Genomic DNA, 17,694 nt, shown 5'->3' with positions numbered 1-17,694 from the left:
ATGATAGAATTATCGGTCAAGATAAGATAAATCATTAAATGACAAAACACTATCAATTATAATCATACAATATGGAAACACCTACAAAGATTGACTTAGAATTTAATAGAAACGAAGATACAAACAAACTAGAGGTTGCTAAAATGCGTCGTATGCTTAAAACCATTGGTTTGGGCGGAGGTCAAATGCGAATTGATAAATTACACAAAAAGGGTAAAATGACAGCCCGTGAGCGCATCAATTATTTGATTGACGATGATACAGAATTTCTAGAAATAGGTGCTTTTGCTGGGCATGAGATGTATGCAGATTATGGTGGTTGTCCAGCAGGGGGTGTTGTTGGTGGTATTGGATATATTCGTGGACGCCAATGTATGATTATTGCGAATGATGCTACCGTAAAAGCAGGGGCATGGTTTCCTATTACAGGAAAGAAAAATTTGCGTTTTCAAGAGATTGCGATGGAAAACCGCTTGCCAACTATTTATTTAGTGGATTCAGCAGGTGTTTTCTTGCCTATGCAAGATGAGATTTTTGCCGATAAAGAGCACTTTGGGCGTATTTTTCGCAACAATGCTCAAATGTCAAGCCAAGGTATTCCTCAAATTGCTGCTATTATGGGGAGTTGTGTAGCTGGAGGGGCATATTTGCCAATTATGTCGGATGAGGCGTTGATTGTAGAAGGTACAGGCTCTATTTTCTTGGCAGGACCTTATTTGGTAAAAGCTGCTATTGGAGAAACGGTTGATCAAGAAACATTGGGGGGGGCTACGACTCAAAGCGAAATTTCTGGTGTAACAGATTATAAAATGCCAGATGATAAGACTTGCTTGGATACCATCAAAGATTTAGTCGATAAGTTTGGAACATTTGAAACAGCTGGTTTTTCTAGAGAAACACCACAATTGCCTAAAGAAGATCCTAAAGAGATTTTTGGTATCTTACCTGCAGAGCGTTCTAAACCATACAATAGTAAAGAAATAATAAAGCGTTTGGTGGATAATTCTGAATTTACAGAATACAAAGAAGGGTATGGAAAAACAATCATCTGTGCTTATGCTCGAATTGATGGTTGGGCTGTTGGGATTGTTGCTAATAATCGCCAAGTCGTGAAAAGCGCAAAAGGCGAGGTACAGTTTGGTGGAGTGATTTATTCTGACTCTGCTGATAAAGCAGCTCGTTTTATTATGAACTGTAACCAAAAGAAAATTCCTTTAGTTTTCTTGCACGATGTAACTGGATTTATGGTTGGTACTCGTTCAGAACATGGTGGAATCATTAAAGATGGGGCAAAAATGGTATCTGCTGTATCTAATTCTACGGTACCAAAGTTCTCTGTTATCATGGGAAATTCTTATGGTGCAGGAAATTATGCCATGTGTGGCAAAGCTTATGATCCTCGTTTGATTGTTGCTTGGCCAACAGCTAAAGTTGCCGTTATGGGTGGTTCGCAAGCCGCCAAGGTTTTGCTCCAAATACAAACTGCTTCTCAAAAAGCAAAAGGAGAAGAAGTAACACCAGAAGAGAAAAAGAAATTGTTGGATCAAATCACAGATCGTTACGACAAGCAAACAACACCGTATTATGCGGCTGCTCGTTTGTGGGTAGATGCTATTATTGACCCTACAGAAACACGTTTTGTGATCTCTCAAGGAATCGAAGCTGCTAATAATGCACCTGTAGAGAAATTTAATCCAGGTATTATTCAGACTTAGATTTTGAAAGTACAGCACTTTAAATTTCTGATGGTGAACTATTTGTAAATAGTTCACCATCAGCATTTATAATATCCTTATAATCCGTTTATGAATCTACTAAAAAAAATCTTTCTAAATGACAAGATAATTCTTGCCTTGATTTCTATCAATGCTGTGATTATTTTTCTACAAGGTTTTCCAATTAAAACAATAGGAGTAGAGGCGCATCATCTGTTTATGTTGATTGATGATATTATCTCTTTTTGTTTTTTGGTAGAGGTGCTTGTTAAAGGGCGCCATTTTGGGTTAAGAGAGTATTTAAAACCTACTTGGAATAAATTTGATGTTGCCTTAATTTTATTATCGTTGCCTCCTTTAGTTGCACGAATGTTTATTGATTATGAAACGGCAAACATTGGTTTCTTACTGGTGTTTAGAGTTTTTCGAGTCTTCAAATTCTTCCGATTTATACAATTCTTTCCACAGGTAGAGCATATTTTTAATTCCATACGAGAAGCAATGCGTGCTTCTTTTATGGTCTTGATAGGTTTTTTTCTTTTTGTGTTTATCATGTCCATCTTATCGTGCTATATGTATCAAAATATTGCACCTGAATATTTTGGTGACCCTATTGTTTCCTACTATAGTATGTTCAAAGTGTTTACAATAGAAGGTTGGAATGCGATTCCTGAAGCTATTGCTGAAGGTGGGAAAGTAAATCTATTACAGGCATTTTTTACCAAGTTGTACTTTATTGTAATACTAGTTTTTGGAGGTGTTATCGGGTTGTCAATTGTCAATTCTATTTTTGTTGACGCGATGGTTAGTGATAATAACGATGAATTGGAAGAGCAGGTAGGGATGATTAAAGAAGATGTAAAAAAACTAGAAAATAAAGTAGATCGCATTTTAACCTTGTTGGAGGAGCAGAAAAAGTCTCCGCCACAGATTTAAGGCATTTCAATAGTACAGGACTATCTATGTTCATTTTTTCTTGTCGCAACGTTTTTTCTTTACTATCTTTAGAGGTTTAGGTTTTTAGACGACCTAAATATTAATTTTTCTCCTTGTAGAGAATATAAAATAGATAGAAATAGACAACTATGGAAGCATTAAAAGACGCCAATTTGATTATAAACCCTGATGGAAGTATTTACCACTTGGGAATTCGTCCAGAAGATATTGCAGAAACAATTATCCTCGTTGGAGACCCGCAGCGAGTAAAAAAAGTAGCTGCGCATTTTGATTCTATTGAATTGACAAAGCAGAAACGAGAATTTATTACCACAACAGGACGAATTGGTAATCAAAGAATTACCTGTTTGGCTAGTGGGATAGGAGTGGATAATATTGACATTGTAGTCAATGAATTGGATGCGTTGGTAAATGTCGATTTCAAAACTAGGACTTTTAAAGAAGAACACACGGCTTTGAAGTTGATTCGCCTAGGAACTTCTGGAGCTATCCGAAAAGATATTCCTGTAGAAAGTTTCGTTGTAGCGGATTATGGGATAGGATTTGATGGTTTGATGCTCTTTTATAAACAGTATCTCAATGAGAGAACGAAGGGATTGAAGCGAGATTTTAATGCTTTTTTAGATAACTTAAATTTCGACTTTCCAATTCCTCCAACTTACAGTAGTGCTTCTCAATCATTGATTGATTTGTTTCAAGCACCAGAATGGAAACATGGAATTACGGCGACTGCAACTGGATTTTATGCGCCACAAAATAGAACCATTAGAGCGGAGAGTATTGTGCCTGAATTGTTTGATTTGCTGGAACCATTTTCTTATGATAACTTAAATGTAACAAATTTGGAGATGGAAACATCTGCAATTTATGGTCTAGCAAGTGTCTTGGGGCACAAAGCATTGGCTTTGAATGTTATCCTTGCCAACCGCCCAACAGGAGCTTTTGCAACAGCACCAAAGGAATTGGAAAAGAAACTGATTCGTTCGTTCTTTGAAGTATATTTAGGAGCGTAGTTGAGCTTACTACCCATACATAATAAACAAAATATTAAGACAAAAAACTTATAGCCGAATGATCAAATAATTATGGTCATTCGGCTATATTTTTGATATATCACGCAAATAGTTAGCGGTATGGCTAATTTGGTCGGATTAGTTAGAAATTTTCTTTCTCAAAACATTTTTGCCCAATTTAAAAGCCTCATAAGAAAGTTTGGCAACAGTTGCTGTTCTACGACCTATAGAATTAGAACTTTCTGTGCGCATCATTTGCCATTCGTTGATGGGTTCCTGTTGTGTGATTTTTTTATCTAAATACTGAGCAATATTTTGAATTGCAGTTTTAGCTTCAGGAATATATTGCCAGAAAAAATGCCATACATGAGACATCCCGTCTTCTATCATTAAGGTCACATCGGAATCTTTCATGGCAGCAAATGCGGCAAAACGCACTGCATCACTTAATAAAATTTCCTCTGTCCCTACCTGTATTAATATGGGAGGCAAATCAGACAAATCACCAAATAAAGGAGAGACAAAAGGGTGCTCTAAAGGCGTATTTCCTGCATACCATTGTCCCCATTCTCTTGCTTTGGCAACGTCTAAAATAGGATCTTTTTCTGGGTTAGAAAGGGCAGAATCGCCAGAAACAGTTAAGTCAGTCCAAGGAGATATAACAACAGCAGCTAGAGGATTTTCTAAACCCATTTTTTTTATTTTTAGCAATGTTGACAATGTTAGACCACCACCTGCTGAGTCTCCCATCAAGATAATGTCTTTGGGATTAAAATGCTCCTTTTCTATCAACCATAAGTAAGCTTTTATGGCATCATTCAATGCTGCTGGATAGGTGTGTTCAGGAGCTAAACGATAATTGATGGCAATGTGTGGAATACCTGTCTCAGAAGCGATTTTGCCAATTAAACCAGCATGACTTTTGATAGAACCAGAAGTATATCCACCTCCGTGTAAATACAAAACGATTTTATGGGCATATTTTGATTTTCTTGGAATAAATCGTGCGGCTTCTACTCCCTCTATATTGAAGTATTTGACTTTGACTGATTTAGGACAAGGAACACGGCTGAAAATTTTTTCTTTTTCTGCCCTGAAAACGGTGTGATTGTCCATTAATTTAAACGCACGACTTTTTAACTTTCGCAAGAAAAAAGTTGCCATCTTCGCCTGTACTGTTGCCATCTTCTTTTTTTTGATTAAAAAATTCCCCTTTCTCCTTCGTTAGGAAAAAAAAGGATAGATATTGAAAGTAGGAATATGGTTAGTATTGGTGAGGGGATGGTGAGATATTGAAAGCGGACGGATAAAATTAGGAAAAACTTTGAACTTAAACAAATGTTAATAAATGATAAATTTAATAATAACCACTAGTGCTAGGTTTATTTGTTTCTTAATATGCTTTTTGAAATTTAGTTGTCAATGGGTTGGTTTTTAATTGATTGTTATTGGTTTATGTGCTGAGTTCATGAGGGTAAATATGACATATAACAAAGTTTTTTATTATTTATAGTTGCAATCGGAGATAAGCTCAAAACGCTACCCCAATAGTCCACATATTGAGAAATGTGTCTACAAAAGTTAATTTTATACGAGCTAAATCGCCGAAATAAGTTTGTATCTTAAGTTCCAAAACCTGTTGTGTCAACTAAATGAAAACTTTTTGCTATAACAAAATGTTATATGTCATATAAATCACCTCTATACCTGACTAACTAAACAATATAATGGGGCAAAAAACCTTGATTTTTAAGGATATAAAATTTAAGTATGTTTTAACTAATTGTCAAAGTATTAACAAGTTTTTAAAAAAAAGTGTATCTTGGACATAGAAAAGAGCATTAAAGATATTATTACTTCCCCTTATAGTTTTAAAACTTTGTAATTAAAATGAGAAATCATAGCAGATTTGCAACAGTTTTTTGCTTTTTAGGCTTGTTGTTATGTAGCCTGTCCCAAGCAAATGCCGCTCCTCAAACATCAGAAGCAGATTATACCGACTATCTGCCTAAATACCGAACTTTATCAGATGATTTTCTCATCTCCAAAATAGATTACACTGAAAACAATATGGTGGTTTTTTTTCGATATGTAGCCAATGCGGACAATGACATAGTCGGCTTTTATGGTGCGGGCAAAGACCAATCTTGGAAATTAACAACTTCGACACGTTCAGAAACCTCTTCAGCTTATACAATTACTAGAGCTGCAACAGTTAAAAATATTCGATTAAACGACGAGGCGAAAGTTGTAGAGCTGGCAGCTAACGAAAGCCAAAAAGTAAATGCTCAAAAGGGAGATGTAATTACTTGTGAAGTGCACTTTGAAATGATGCCTCGTTCTGTACGAACAGTGCATTTGATAGGAGGTGATTTGGATGAAGATGGGACACAACGATTCAATTGCAATGATATTCTTCTAAAGACCAAGGATAGCAAAATTTTAGGGACAGAAACGCAAATGGAAGCAGTTATCCAACGTTTTTACAGTCAACAAGAAAAGGTTAATTATCCAGATATTAATAATGCAACAACGTTAGCCGAAGAATCTACTTTTGACAAAAAAAATAAAACGGAACAAGTAGTTGAAAATCCTTTGGCAAAATCGCTAGAACCGATTGATTATATGCCTAAAAAAATGGCTTCTATAGAAGATTTAGCTTGCAATGAGCGTGTGATTCTTTCCAATATCTATTTTCATGATAATAAAGCTGAATTTGTGGGACGTATAAAAGCGATGAAAACAATTAACATGATTGTTGATTATTTGACTTTTCATCCCAAAGCAAAAATTGTATTACATGGTCACACAGATATTTTTGGAAATGCTTTCAAAAATTTAGAACTTTCTCAAAAGCGTGTATTTACGGTAAAGCGCACTATAATGAGCAAAGGAATTGATGCCAATCGTATCATTACAATTCATCATGGAGGGGCGCAACCATTGATTCAATATAAAAATGGTGGCGAAATGAATCGCCGAGTTGAAGCAGAAGTACTGTGTTCTGGTAAAGTAAAAAATACTACATTAGAAGCAGTCAAACCAGATACTGCTGAGCAATAGGATATAGAGACATTATCAACGTCTTATAAATAGATAGGAGCTAAGAGTAATAATTTTACTCTTAGCTCTTTTTTATGATTTTACACTTCATCTTTATCTATTGATAAAGAGCAATATTTAGATGTCGCTTTAAGTTTTTGAATTCCTTTTCGGGGCTTTGGAATAGCCTATTATACCAACATTTTTCCTTAATAGAAGGTATAGATTTACAGAATAAAGGCTCTTAAATAATGCATTATGAATATAATTAATCTAATAATTACTTTTACTTTATTATGTGTGGTTGCTTTGAAAGGGCAAGATTCAATAAAAAAAATAAGCCTTTTTGAGGCTGCTTCAAAAAATGAAATTTTAGATGTTTATCTGTACACTCAATTGTACAAAACGGGGCAAAAGCTTTATGAAGTAGATTCTATCTATCAGCAGCTTAACAATGAGATAGAACAAGAAAATTTAAAGATAATTAATACGATTGCTTATGCAAGAGCTATTGATAAGTTAGGAAATCATGACAGAGCATTGGATCTATTAGTTGCTATAAATTCTAAATTAGATTTATATCCTGCTATTGTTCAATCTGAATACTTTTGTACTATGGGAAGCATCGCTTTGCGCTCTATGCATCCCGAATTTGCTACCAAGCAATATCGAAAGAGTTTGGATTTGATTATTGATTCGAGTAATGTACCTAAAGAAATTATTCAAGATAAAATTATTAGAATAGGGGTTGGTTTGAATGCCTCTTTAAAACACCAAGCGGCTAAAATAACTTTTGAAAGAGCTAAGGTGTATGAACAGCTATTGGGGCAGAATAGAAATTCGCTGTATCTAAAATTGAATATGGCACTAACGAATAGCTATTTGGGAAAAAATGAAGTAGCAAAAAGTTATCTATTAGATGCTTTGGGGATAATAAAAAAAAATAAAGACAATTTTGCAGAATTAAGAACGTATGGAAATATTGCAGATATTTATTTGAAACAGGATTCGTTTGAGCTCGCTAAAAAATTCTACTATCAAGGTTTAATTAAAGCAGCGCAAAATGGCTTTAAGTTGGATGTGTTTCGGTTTCAATATGCGTTGAGTGATCTTTATTACAAAAACAAGCAACTGGATAGTGCTTATATACACCTTAAATTAGCAGATAGTATCCGCAATCATTATAATACCAATATCGTATCTGAAAAAATTGTAGAAATGGATCTCTTTCATAAGATTCAGCGAGAGGAGTTGGAAAAAGAAATGAATGCCAAATTATTAAAATTAGAAGCAGAAAAAAAGAAGGTACTCTTCTTCTTTTGCATTTTACTAGTTATAGGGTGCCTAATTTTGTCTAGACAATTGGTTTTGCTTAGAGAGAAAAATAAATTTTTGCTAAAAGAGCAACTGAAATCAATACAGATAGAAAAAGAGCCTGTTCATTCAAAGCGGATAATTTCGAAGACAATGGATTATTCTCAAATAATAGAGACGCTTGAAGAAGTAATTGATAAAAACGAAATACATAAAGATAGAGGTCTAACATTAGAAAAGTTAGCCAAAAAAATAAACACCAATAGAACCTATCTTTCAGATGCTATCAACTCTCATTATCAAAAAACTTTTAGTCAATGGATTAATGAACTTCGTGTTTTGGAATCTAAGAAAATGTTAGCTTCATCGGATTTTGACCATTACAGCATAGAAGGAATTGCTAAAGAGGTAGGCTTTGCTTCTATATCTACCTTTAATGCCAATTTCAAAAAGATTACGGGGCTAACCCCTTCCTATTTCAGAAAAAATCGCTCTACACCTATTTAAGTGATATGCAAAAGACTATCTTTTTGCCGAATTGAACAAATAGGTAGTCGATTGACCAATTGAATGTGCTTGTTAACCAGTTGATTGTGTTTTTTTTTGCTTGATTTCTATTTCTAGGGTACATTTGTCTTGTATTAGTGATTTTTAAAAATAGAAATAATATAAATTATGGCAACGGTTAGACAAAGTTCAAACAGTAAATCTTATTTAACTAAAATAAGAAGAAGTATTTTTTTTATTTTTTTCTCTTAAAAGGGACTAACGTACTATTTTTTTGAAGGTACTGAATTCTCATAAAAATGAACAAGTAATTCCTTTTCTAAAGCAATGATTTGGAGAATTGTATAGGGGAAGATCAATTAAGATTATAAAAGAATAAAGAAGAAAATCATGAACAAAAAAAACTCAAGATTTAGAATAGTTCTAGCAATAGGATTGGTGTTATGTATATTCAAGTCATATTCCCAAAATAGTAACTTGAGTAGTTTACTAACTCAAACGCAGTGGGATGCCTTATTCCCCAAACGAGCAGGGACATTTGGTGTACATCCTCAAGGGTACACAGCAGACTTTTATTCGTACAATAACTTGATGCAGGCGGCTTTAGAAATGTCAGACTATTTAGTAGAAATCAGAATTAAGCCAGGTGTTTGGGGGCAATTAATAACCATTACAAAGAAATCAACACAGTTCACCTATATTTACTCCAATGTTGACCCGTGGTGGCATACGAACCCAAGCCCTGAGAATATTATCAATGTCGATTTTGAAGATTTTATCAATAGGACATCTAGTTTAGATAACAAAAGAGAATTGGGGGCTTTTTTGGCAAACATATCTAAAGAAACTACTGGAGGTTGGCAATTGCCTGTTGGTGGTGGTGCGTCGGGAGATTATGCAGATTGGGGACTATATTTTGTACATGAACTAGGCTACAATAGTACGAACGGGGCAGGAGCATACTCGCAAGCTCATGCGGACTACCCACCGAATCCTTTGGTGGGGTATTATGGTCGAGGACCTATTCAATTGTCGTGGAATTATAATTATGGTCAATTTAGTAAATTTTTATTCAATGATGCCACCATTTTATTGAATAATCCCGATTCTATCCAGCAAGATGGGGTATTAGCTTTTAAATCTGCTATTTGGTTTTGGATGATGCCTCAATGTCCCAAACCCTCTGCTCATCAAGTAATGCATGATTTATGGAGGGCAGACGTTGGAGACTATTCGGCTAATAAAATGTATACAAAAGGTTTTGCCCATACCAACAATATTATTAATGGAGGGTTAGAATGTAGGAGCAGTTCCTCCGCAGCTTTTACACAGAAAGTAGTTTTACGATCAGAACTCTATAAGTATTATTTAGGTATAATGGGATTGACAAATGCTCAAATAGCAGCGGAGGATGCCAATGGCTATTCTACCTTATGCTATGAATCTACTACAGATGCAATGGAGGATTATATCAATTGTTATTACGAACCTATTATTCTAGATAATCATTTTTTGGATTTCGAAGCACAATCTATTTCTAATCAAACTATTTTGTTGCACTGGAAAATCAAAGTAGAAAAAAATAGTCGATTTTTTGAAATTCAACGCAGTTCTAATGGTATAGATTGGGAGGTTATAGGACAAGTAATTGGCATCAATGAAGCTGAAATCTATAATTTCAAGGATTTGAATCCTATAAATGGACAAAATTATTATCGTCTAAAAGTTATAGCGGCAAATAACGAGGCGAGTTATAGCAAGATTAGTACGGTTTATTGTTTGCAAAGTACTGGTTACAAAATCTATCCGAATCCCAATAAAGGCGTTTTTTATATAGATTTGAAAGGAGAATTGCAAGAGTTTGGTATGGTTGAAGTATTTGATGCTGTTGGTAGAAAGGTAAAAGAACAGAGGCTGAATGGCAAGTATGATTTAATCAACCTTCAAGAACAAGCAGCAGGTATTTATAGCTTAAAAATACAAATGGATAACCAATGTTTTTATACCAAAATAGTTGTTTGCCAGTAAAGTGATTTAAGACTGATATTTATGAGAGAAGCAACTAAGAGTTGCCTTTTAGTTGCTTCTATTGAACCAAATGTTCTAATAGATTGTTGCTGATGAAAAAGTCAGATATGAAAAATAACAACCTTACTAAAGAAGCTTTGATAGAACATGTTAAATTAGCCATCAATCCACATTTTAAGGATTGGGTACTGTTTAAGAATGGAACGTATATTATTATCGAAAACTTGGAAAAAGGAGAAACTATTGAAGCACTTGCCATGCAAAAAATGAAAGAGTTTGGTCCTGTACACGTTGGCTCTCCCGCAGGTGACTTTAACACCATCACACTCAATAAAACCGAAGGTTGGGTGATTGCAGGACATGGTTACGGCATGTACACTTATGTCCATCCGTCTGAAGTCGAAGATCCAGAAGCACAAGACTATGTGATTGGGTTATTTGGTAGAAACAAAAGGGATGAGGATGGTCAACACCCTGAAATTATTTACGTAAATAGGGCTTAGCAAGACTTGTTATTTTGAGGGCATTACTTTGTGTTAGTAGTTCGTTGATTAGCTCGCTGCGCTCGTGAGATCGCTATCGCTTAGTTGTTTACTTTTTTACCAAAAAGATAAAAAAGCACATTTATATTAGTTTAGCTGCGCTGCTACTTCGTGGTACTTCATGAGTGCTGCGCAGTTGATAATTAAAATTTTAACACAAAATGTAGTAAAAGTATAACTTGCTGATTATCAAATTAATAAAGTTTTTCAACGAACTATTGTTGTGTAGTTTCTTTGCTTAGATTGAAGAAGGATATTGGTATTCGGCAGGATTATATGCTACAATTTTATTAATAATCTCATCAGCATCATCCGTGAGACTGAGAAGCTCTTGATAGCGTTGATTTTGCGTAACGGTTTGCATTAAATTCCAAACAGGTCGCACTTTAGTCCAATGCTCAATGCCAAACAAAATCATAGGAGAAACAAAGCGTTTGACACGAGAGTCTGTATTGTAAGCAGCATAATGATTTTGGCAAGCGTCCTGAAAAATTTCTTGTGTAGTTCCTGCACTTCCTGGAGCAAAAATAACACCGTGTTTGGCGATTGCCAACAAACCATCTTCACGTACAGAGTTGGCAAAATATTTTGCGATATGTGTGGCAAAAGGAGCAGGAGGTTCATGGCCATAGAGCCATGTAGGAATTCCGATACTCATACTTTTTGCCTTCATCCAATCACTTGTAAGTGGGTAGGCTTTTATAACTTTCATGGCTCGATGCAACCAATCCCAGTCGCTGTATTCCTTGCCTGGTATGGCATTGGAAGGTCTAACGGACATCATTTGTATACCGTCGTTCATTTCGTCAAGGCTTCTAGTTGCAAAATAAGCCCCTACATGAGTTGCCTCCATAATACCAGGACCACCACCACTAACAAGCAGAAAACCTTTTTGTGTTAATTCCCAAGAAATACGAGCTACTTTTTGGTAAAAAGGAGAACTTCTTTCAATTCCATGTCCTCCCATAATAGCAACGACTTTTTGACCAGCAATGGCTTCCATTAAGGCTTCTGTGATACTGTGGTCGTGCAGACGACGCATTAGACTGACATGAATAGATTTTGGAAAATCTTTACCTTGCTCTACATATTGTTCATAAATTTTATAATCCAATGTTTTGTGATACCCCATTTTATCATTAGGATCAAACCCTTCAAACAATTCTTCACAGGTATAAAGATGCGCTAAGTGAGATTTAAACAAAACTTCTTTGGAACTTGGTATAACCGTACCACCAGTTTGAACAATATGCCCTGCAACAGCATCGGATAATTGGCAACCTAAAAACAGGGTGTCGGGATATGATTTTTGCATCATTAATGCTTCAAAGTCTTTTAAGTCAAGGCTTTGAATCGCTACTTTGGGAAGGATAGCATTTGGTGTTTCTATCCAAGCCTTAAACGCTTTTTTATGGTCAATTTCTTTCATGATATTTGGTATAAATCCGAAGGGGAGGGATTGTTACATTGAATTTTTAGAACGCCTCGAAGCTGCTACCGTAAGGAATTTTTTATGTTGAAGTTTGCTTTCCATCCAACTAATAATATCAAAGTTCTTGATAATTATGCGTTCAAAAGGCAGGTGCTCTATAGCTTCAAACTTTTCTTTATAAACTTTTATCAAGGTAATAAATTCTGTACTGTTTTTGACATTAATAAGTTTTTTTAAAAACTGTAAGGTTACTTTCTCGAACTTGTGAATTTTTTCCATTCGTTTGATGAAGTTGTAAGTCGAACGCAATTTATAATCTAAGTATTGGATGCTTCCCATTTCTGCATGGTTAACCAAATGAAGTAGGTGTGCCATGCACATGATGTCTTCTCGTAGATTGTCTTTTTGATGTTCCAATGTTCTGTTAACCCATGTTTCGGATGCTTCATAATCTCCCAGTGCAAAATAGGCGTAAGCAATACTGTAACACAGTTCGATATGAAAAAGAATTAAACCAAAAGCAATCAAATTTCCTTCTTCAACAATCTTGACGGCTTCGGGGAGCAAAGCAGGTGTTTTGTCAAAATAGGCATTTTGAGTATAAAACTGTAACTCCAAAGAAACCGCATAGTAGTGTGTAAGACGGTGAATAGTTTCATTCTTTGACTTATACGTTTTAGGAATGTCTTTTAAATATTGCAAATTGGGATAAAAAGTGGCTTCCTTATTCAGCAAAATACAACAACCCAATAAATTATAATGTGCTGGAACAACAGTAGACATTAGGTAGTCCTCAAAGACCTTCGGGTTTTCTTGGATCACTTTTACAAATCCCTTGCTAGATTCATAACCTTGTTCAAAATCTGTATTTATTTCATGGATTTTATTCCAAATATTGTGGTATCGAGCTACTGCTTTGGCATTGTTGGAATCAGGCAAATTTTTTAGCAGGTGGTGCTCGCTAAACTCCTGCGCCATTGTCTTGGCTTTTTCCTCTCTAGAGTATCCTTCTTTGATACCAAATTTAAATACATCATAGGCAAGGTGTCTATATTCAGATAAGACACTTGTTGCTTGCAATCCTTTATTGGCAAAAGCCTTATTGGCTTCCATATGAGCATCAATTTGATGGCTAGAGGGTAGTAATAACGCCAACCGAAAATCCCAAAAAGCCAATTCTTCGGCATGGTGATAGAGTTGAGCTTCTTCAATAATTCGTCTAGTTTTTTTGATCAATTTTTGGCAAAGACCTATCAAGCGTTTGTTATAGAGGATTTCTATTTCTAAGAGTAACTCATGCACCTGAATGTTGTTGGTAGATTCAGAATGGTAAGCTCTAAGACTTCTTAGAATTGATTTGATCAGATAATTTTTAGCAACAGATAGTTGTTTGACAAACTTTTGATTTTTGAACTTCTTTTTAATACTTTCCTCATTGTATGTTGTTTGTAAGTCTATAGCATCAAACAATTTTAAATAAGAGGGGTTGGCACCATTTTTTGCACAGAATTTTTTGACATATCCCTTTTCTGATACAGACAATGATTTGATAAGTTGAAATAAATATAACTTCTGATTTTGCTCCATTGATTCTTTGATTTAATCTCAAACGTTTGATTAGGACGTTCAAGAAAAAGATGATGAAAAAGTTCTTGGGGCAAATAGATCGGGGTGACGATGGCTTTATAATCTATTTTTGTTGATAATATTCAACAAAACATCTTTGTAGTTTTTTCCAATAGGAATAATTTTTTTCTCAATTTGAACCGTATTTCCTTCAATAACAGAAATATTTGCCAAATTAACAATGAATGATCGATGGACACGCATAAAAATATCCGAAGGAAGTTTAATTTCTAAACTTTTCATAGTTTGTAAAGTAACTACACGACCATTTGGAGTATGTAAGATAACATAATCTTTTAGACCTTCAATGTAATTGATTTGGTCAAATCGAATTTTTATAAGCTTTTTATCTGCTTTGACAAAAATATAGTCTGCGGGTTCTGTATTGGTTGGTAAATTAGGCTCATTTTCTTGAATTTGCTGTTCTTTGGCCACCGCCTTATTAACAGCTTTTGCAAAGCGATCTAGAGAAATTGGTTTGAGTAAGTAATCAACAACATTTAATTCGTAACCATCCATAGCGTATTCTGAATAGGCCGTTGTGAAAATTACTTGTGGAGGGTTGGGAAGTGTTTTTAAGAAATCAATGCCCGATATTTGAGGCATCTGTATGTCTAAAAACATCAAGTCAATATTATTGCTATTCAAAACATCGAAAGCTTCTACAGCATTGCTGCATTTGGCAATCAAATTTAGGGCAGGAAACTTACTGATATAAGTCTCTATAACTTCTTGTGCTAATGGCTCATCATCAACAATTATAACATTCATTTTAAAAGTTTTTTATGGTTTATAGAAAATTGGTATTGGGGTATAAAAGCAATGGATTATCTAAGAAATTAAGAGATTAATTTAAATCAATTTTTAGATTGACCAAATAAATGTCATCTGTTTCGTGTATATCCAAAATGTATTTGTCAGGGTAAATTAGTTCTAATCGTCGCTTGACATTAACCAAGCCAATGCCTCCTTGAAAATAGCGTTCGTCTTTTTCTTTCGTTTTACTATTTTGAATGGTGAAATCAACCGTATTGTCTTCTATGTAAATTAAGCATTCTACAAATCCTTCGGTAATACTTTGACTCAAACCATGTTTAAAACTGTTCTCGAAAAAAGTAATAAACAAGAGGGGGGCAATGCTGTAGTTGCTTGGAGAATCTCCTGCACATTCAAATTCGATTCTAGCTTTGTCTCCGTAACGAGTTCGTTCTAAGGTTAAGTAATTCTGAATGTAATTAATCTCTTGCTCTAAAGGTACTTTTTTTTCATTACTTTTATAAAGCATGTACCGCATCATTTCAGACAGGCGAAGCACTATTTCTGGCGCTTTGTCTGATTTTTTTAACGTTAGTGCATAGAGGCTATTGAGCGTATTAAAAAGAAAGTGTGGGTTGATTTGAGATTTTAAAAAACTTAACTCTGACTGCAAGTTTTTGTTTTCTAAGTCTTTTTGTACCGCTTGTTGCAACAACCATTCTTTGGTGATTTTTAGAATGGTACTAATGATTAAGGTTAAAAATAGGAATATAAAGTGACCGTATTGTTTTTTTAGCAACTCAAGCTGTGCTTCAATATTTTCTTTCTCAGCAATATTCCAATATAGAAAAACCATCTCAATGGGCATGACGACAGCTGCTGTAAAAAGCAAGAGCAAAAGGTACGAGATAAACCGCTTTTTGGATAGGTAATTAGGAATCAAATAGAGGTAATTCGTATAGACAATAAGCATTAGAAAAAAAACATGGATAACTGTATTCCTAAGAATGGTAAGGAAGCTTTCTTCTCCACTATCTAAAAATAACAGTGCTAGCATATAACAGAACCAAATAAGAGCATGGTAAACAACTCGGTTAGAGATGAATTCATAGCTTTTTTTTATACTATTTTGTGCAGCAAGTAGTGACATAAATTAATTGAATGTGTAGTTTGTTTATCTGCTTATCAAGCACTAAGAGCGAATAAAATTTAGGAATTATTACAATAATAAGATTTATTGACATAAATTTGTGCAAAATTAGACTAGACGATACCCAATACCGACTAAATTTAATTGATGAGATAAGTCATGACAATAATTATAAAGGTACTAGTGTTTGCTAACCCTTTGATTATTAGTCGTTGTTTGGGTGTGGTAAGATGAATCGTACTTTTGATTTACACACTCCCAATATACAAACTTTAAATCTAAAATAGGGGGAACTTGATTTTCTTGCATCATTAGAATAATTACAATCAAAACTCCTAATTTTTATTCACTAAAAAATCATTATTAATAATGAGAATTTCAGATTTTGTTGAAGTAAGAAACAGAAAATTAAAGAAGAGATACTCTGGCAATAAAGTAGAGGCTGGACACTGGATAGAAGATTATCTAAAAGGTGATATAGATATGAAAGGTGATTTCATGGAATTCATCGATAACATTAAAGAATTGTGTGATTTTAACTTTGTAGGTCACCACTACAAATTCTTTGTTACAGAGTTTCTACCAGAAATCATGAGCCATTCACAAAAAATGGACGAAGAGACTATTTTGAGCCACTATGATGATCAAAACGATATTTTCAGATGGTTCTTAGGGCCACGTATGGTTTATACTTCTGGATACTACAAAACTGAAGACGAAACACTAGAGCAAGCTCAAGATAACAAGCTGGACTTGATTGCACAAAAAATGCAATTAAAAGAAGGTGAAAGCCTTTTAGATATTGGTTGTGGATGGGGAACATTGGTTGCTCACATGGCTAAGAACTACAATATGGATACAACGGGTGTAACGATTACACCTCAACAAGCTGAATGGGGAACAAAATTGATCAAAGAAAATGGTATGGAAGATCAATCTAGAATCCTTTTGATGGACTATAGAGACATCCCTAGAAGAAAATATGATAAAATTACTTGTTTGGAAATGGCTGAGCACGTAGGTATCAAGTACTTCCAAAAATTTATGGAGCAAATTTATGATTTGTTGGAAGACGATGGTATTTTCTACTTGCAAATTGCTGCTTTGAGAGAAAGAAAATCTTTGTTGCGTGGACCAGACCAAGAAACAATTGTTTGGGGATTGTTCATGAATGAATATATTTTCCCAGGTGCAGATGCAAGTATGCCTGTAAGTTGGGATCTTAGAAGAATCGAAAAAGCAGGATTTGAAATCCAATCTGTGGAGAATGTTGGTATCCACTACAGCAAAACAATTGCTGCATGGTATGACAACTGGATGAGCAACAAAGACCAAGTAATCGAGAAATACGGAAGAATGCAATTTAGAATGTATCAAGTATTCTTGGGTTGGTCTACTAGAATTGCAGCTATTGGTGGTTCTTCTGCTTATCAAATCATTTGCCACAAAAACGTTAACCACGTACCTAGAAATAGATACATTGGTAAAGTAGCTTTGGGCGAAACTCAACAATTTGAGAATACTTCTTCTGTTGCTTCTGACTCTACTTCTGAAAAAATCATGGAAGAGTACAAAACTAGAAAGAAAAAAACGATGGTGAAATAATCTGTTA

13 protein-coding genes are annotated in these 17,694 nt (G+C 34.7%); 8 read left to right on the top strand and 5 right to left on the bottom strand.

The genetic code is table 11. The annotated features are described in order from the left end of the window. Positions 1-89 precede the first annotated feature (89 nt). The 3 genes from CG11_RS21895 (at position 90) to CG11_RS21885 (ending at position 3,685) form a co-directional block, all read left to right on the top strand. Positions 90-1,715, top strand: coding sequence for an acyl-CoA carboxylase subunit beta (locus CG11_RS21895; RefSeq protein WP_052599055.1), 1,626 nt, complete (start codon positions 90-92; stop codon positions 1,713-1,715). A 90-nt stretch (positions 1,716-1,805) separates the two neighbouring features. Continuing rightward, positions 1,806-2,651 (top strand): ion transporter, encoded by an 846-nt coding sequence (locus tag CG11_RS21890; RefSeq protein ID WP_052598978.1) that lies wholly within the window; start codon positions 1,806-1,808, stop codon positions 2,649-2,651. 149 nt (positions 2,652-2,800) lie between these two features. Next, positions 2,801-3,685 (top strand): nucleoside phosphorylase, encoded by an 885-nt coding sequence (locus tag CG11_RS21885; protein WP_052598977.1) that lies wholly within the window; start codon positions 2,801-2,803, stop codon positions 3,683-3,685. 138 nt (positions 3,686-3,823) lie between these two features. Here the strand turns inward: CG11_RS21885 and CG11_RS21880 are convergent, their stop codons facing one another. Then, the gene (locus CG11_RS21880) at positions 3,824-4,870 is read right to left on the bottom strand and encodes an alpha/beta hydrolase (protein WP_052598976.1); all 1,047 of its coding nucleotides are present in this window, start codon (positions 4,868-4,870) and stop codon (positions 3,824-3,826) included. A 705-nt stretch (positions 4,871-5,575) separates the two neighbouring features. Between CG11_RS21880 and CG11_RS21875 the strand changes: the two genes are divergently transcribed. From CG11_RS21875 to CG11_RS21860, 4 genes are all read left to right on the top strand, one after another. Beyond that, a complete protein-coding gene (locus CG11_RS21875) occupies positions 5,576-6,748 on the top strand; it encodes an OmpA family protein (protein WP_052598975.1) in 1,173 nt (390 codons plus the stop codon). Positions 6,749-6,985: 237 nt separating this feature from the next. Further along, the gene (locus CG11_RS21870; RefSeq protein ID WP_052598974.1) at positions 6,986-8,548 is read left to right on the top strand and encodes an AraC family transcriptional regulator; all 1,563 of its coding nucleotides are present in this window, start codon (positions 6,986-6,988) and stop codon (positions 8,546-8,548) included. Between the two features lie 477 nt (positions 8,549-9,025). After that, positions 9,026-10,576 (top strand): glycoside hydrolase family 19 protein, encoded by a 1,551-nt coding sequence (locus CG11_RS21865; protein WP_197043907.1) that lies wholly within the window; start codon positions 9,026-9,028, stop codon positions 10,574-10,576. A gap of 107 nt (positions 10,577-10,683) precedes the next feature. Beyond that, a complete protein-coding gene (locus tag CG11_RS21860; protein WP_197043906.1) occupies positions 10,684-11,079 on the top strand; it encodes a hypothetical protein in 396 nt (131 codons plus the stop codon). 277 nt (positions 11,080-11,356) lie between these two features. Here the strand turns inward: CG11_RS21860 and CG11_RS21855 are convergent, their stop codons facing one another. The 4 genes from CG11_RS21855 to CG11_RS21840 form a co-directional block, all read right to left on the bottom strand. Beyond that, entirely contained in the window at positions 11,357-12,547 is a 1,191-nt protein-coding gene (locus CG11_RS21855) for an LOG family protein (protein ID WP_052598972.1), read from the bottom strand. 33 nt (positions 12,548-12,580) lie between these two features. Then, the gene (locus CG11_RS21850) at positions 12,581-14,137 is read right to left on the bottom strand and encodes a hypothetical protein (protein WP_052598971.1); all 1,557 of its coding nucleotides are present in this window, start codon (positions 14,135-14,137) and stop codon (positions 12,581-12,583) included. Between the two features lie 96 nt (positions 14,138-14,233). Then, positions 14,234-14,947, bottom strand: a complete 714-nt coding sequence (locus CG11_RS21845) for a LytTR family DNA-binding domain-containing protein (RefSeq protein ID WP_052598970.1) — start codon at positions 14,945-14,947, stop codon at positions 14,234-14,236. 76 nt (positions 14,948-15,023) lie between these two features. Then, on the bottom strand, positions 15,024-16,082 hold the full coding sequence (locus CG11_RS21840; RefSeq protein ID WP_052598969.1) for a sensor histidine kinase: 1,059 nt from the start codon (positions 16,080-16,082) through the stop codon (positions 15,024-15,026). Between the two features lie 369 nt (positions 16,083-16,451). Between CG11_RS21840 and CG11_RS21835 the strand changes: the two genes are divergently transcribed. Continuing rightward, entirely contained in the window at positions 16,452-17,687 is a 1,236-nt protein-coding gene (locus tag CG11_RS21835) for a cyclopropane-fatty-acyl-phospholipid synthase family protein (RefSeq protein WP_063833170.1), read from the top strand. The last annotated feature ends 7 nt before the right edge of the window (positions 17,688-17,694 follow it).

The sequence above is a fragment of the Aureispira sp. CCB-QB1 genome, from assembly GCF_000724545.1.
Taxonomy (GTDB): domain Bacteria; phylum Bacteroidota; class Bacteroidia; order Chitinophagales; family Saprospiraceae; genus Aureispira.
The sequence above is the reverse complement of the archived record's forward strand: the minus strand, read 5'-3'. Positions and strand labels throughout refer to the sequence as shown.

Bases quoted from the DNA above. Each gene is read 5' to 3' on its own strand.
- CG11_RS21890 (WP_052598978.1), top strand. From the start codon at position 1,806: ATGAATCTACTAAAAAAAATCTTTCTAAATGACAAGATAATTCTTGCC.
- CG11_RS21885 (WP_052598977.1), top strand. From the start codon at position 2,801: ATGGAAGCATTAAAAGACGCCAATTTGATTATAAACCCTGATGGAAGT.
- CG11_RS21880 (WP_052598976.1), bottom strand. From the start codon at position 4,870: ATGGCAACAGTACAGGCGAAGATGGCAACTTTTTTCTTGCGAAAGTTA.
- CG11_RS21875 (WP_052598975.1), top strand. From the start codon at position 5,576: ATGAGAAATCATAGCAGATTTGCAACAGTTTTTTGCTTTTTAGGCTTG.
- CG11_RS21870 (WP_052598974.1), top strand. From the start codon at position 6,986: ATGAATATAATTAATCTAATAATTACTTTTACTTTATTATGTGTGGTT.
- CG11_RS21860 (WP_197043906.1), top strand. From the start codon at position 10,684: ATGAAAAATAACAACCTTACTAAAGAAGCTTTGATAGAACATGTTAAA.
- CG11_RS21855 (WP_052598972.1), bottom strand. From the start codon at position 12,547: ATGAAAGAAATTGACCATAAAAAAGCGTTTAAGGCTTGGATAGAAACA.
- CG11_RS21850 (WP_052598971.1), bottom strand. From the start codon at position 14,137: ATGGAGCAAAATCAGAAGTTATATTTATTTCAACTTATCAAATCATTG.
- CG11_RS21845 (WP_052598970.1), bottom strand. From the start codon at position 14,947: ATGAATGTTATAATTGTTGATGATGAGCCATTAGCACAAGAAGTTATA.
- CG11_RS21840 (WP_052598969.1), bottom strand. From the start codon at position 16,082: ATGTCACTACTTGCTGCACAAAATAGTATAAAAAAAAGCTATGAATTC.
- CG11_RS21835 (WP_063833170.1), top strand. From the start codon at position 16,452: ATGAGAATTTCAGATTTTGTTGAAGTAAGAAACAGAAAATTAAAGAAG.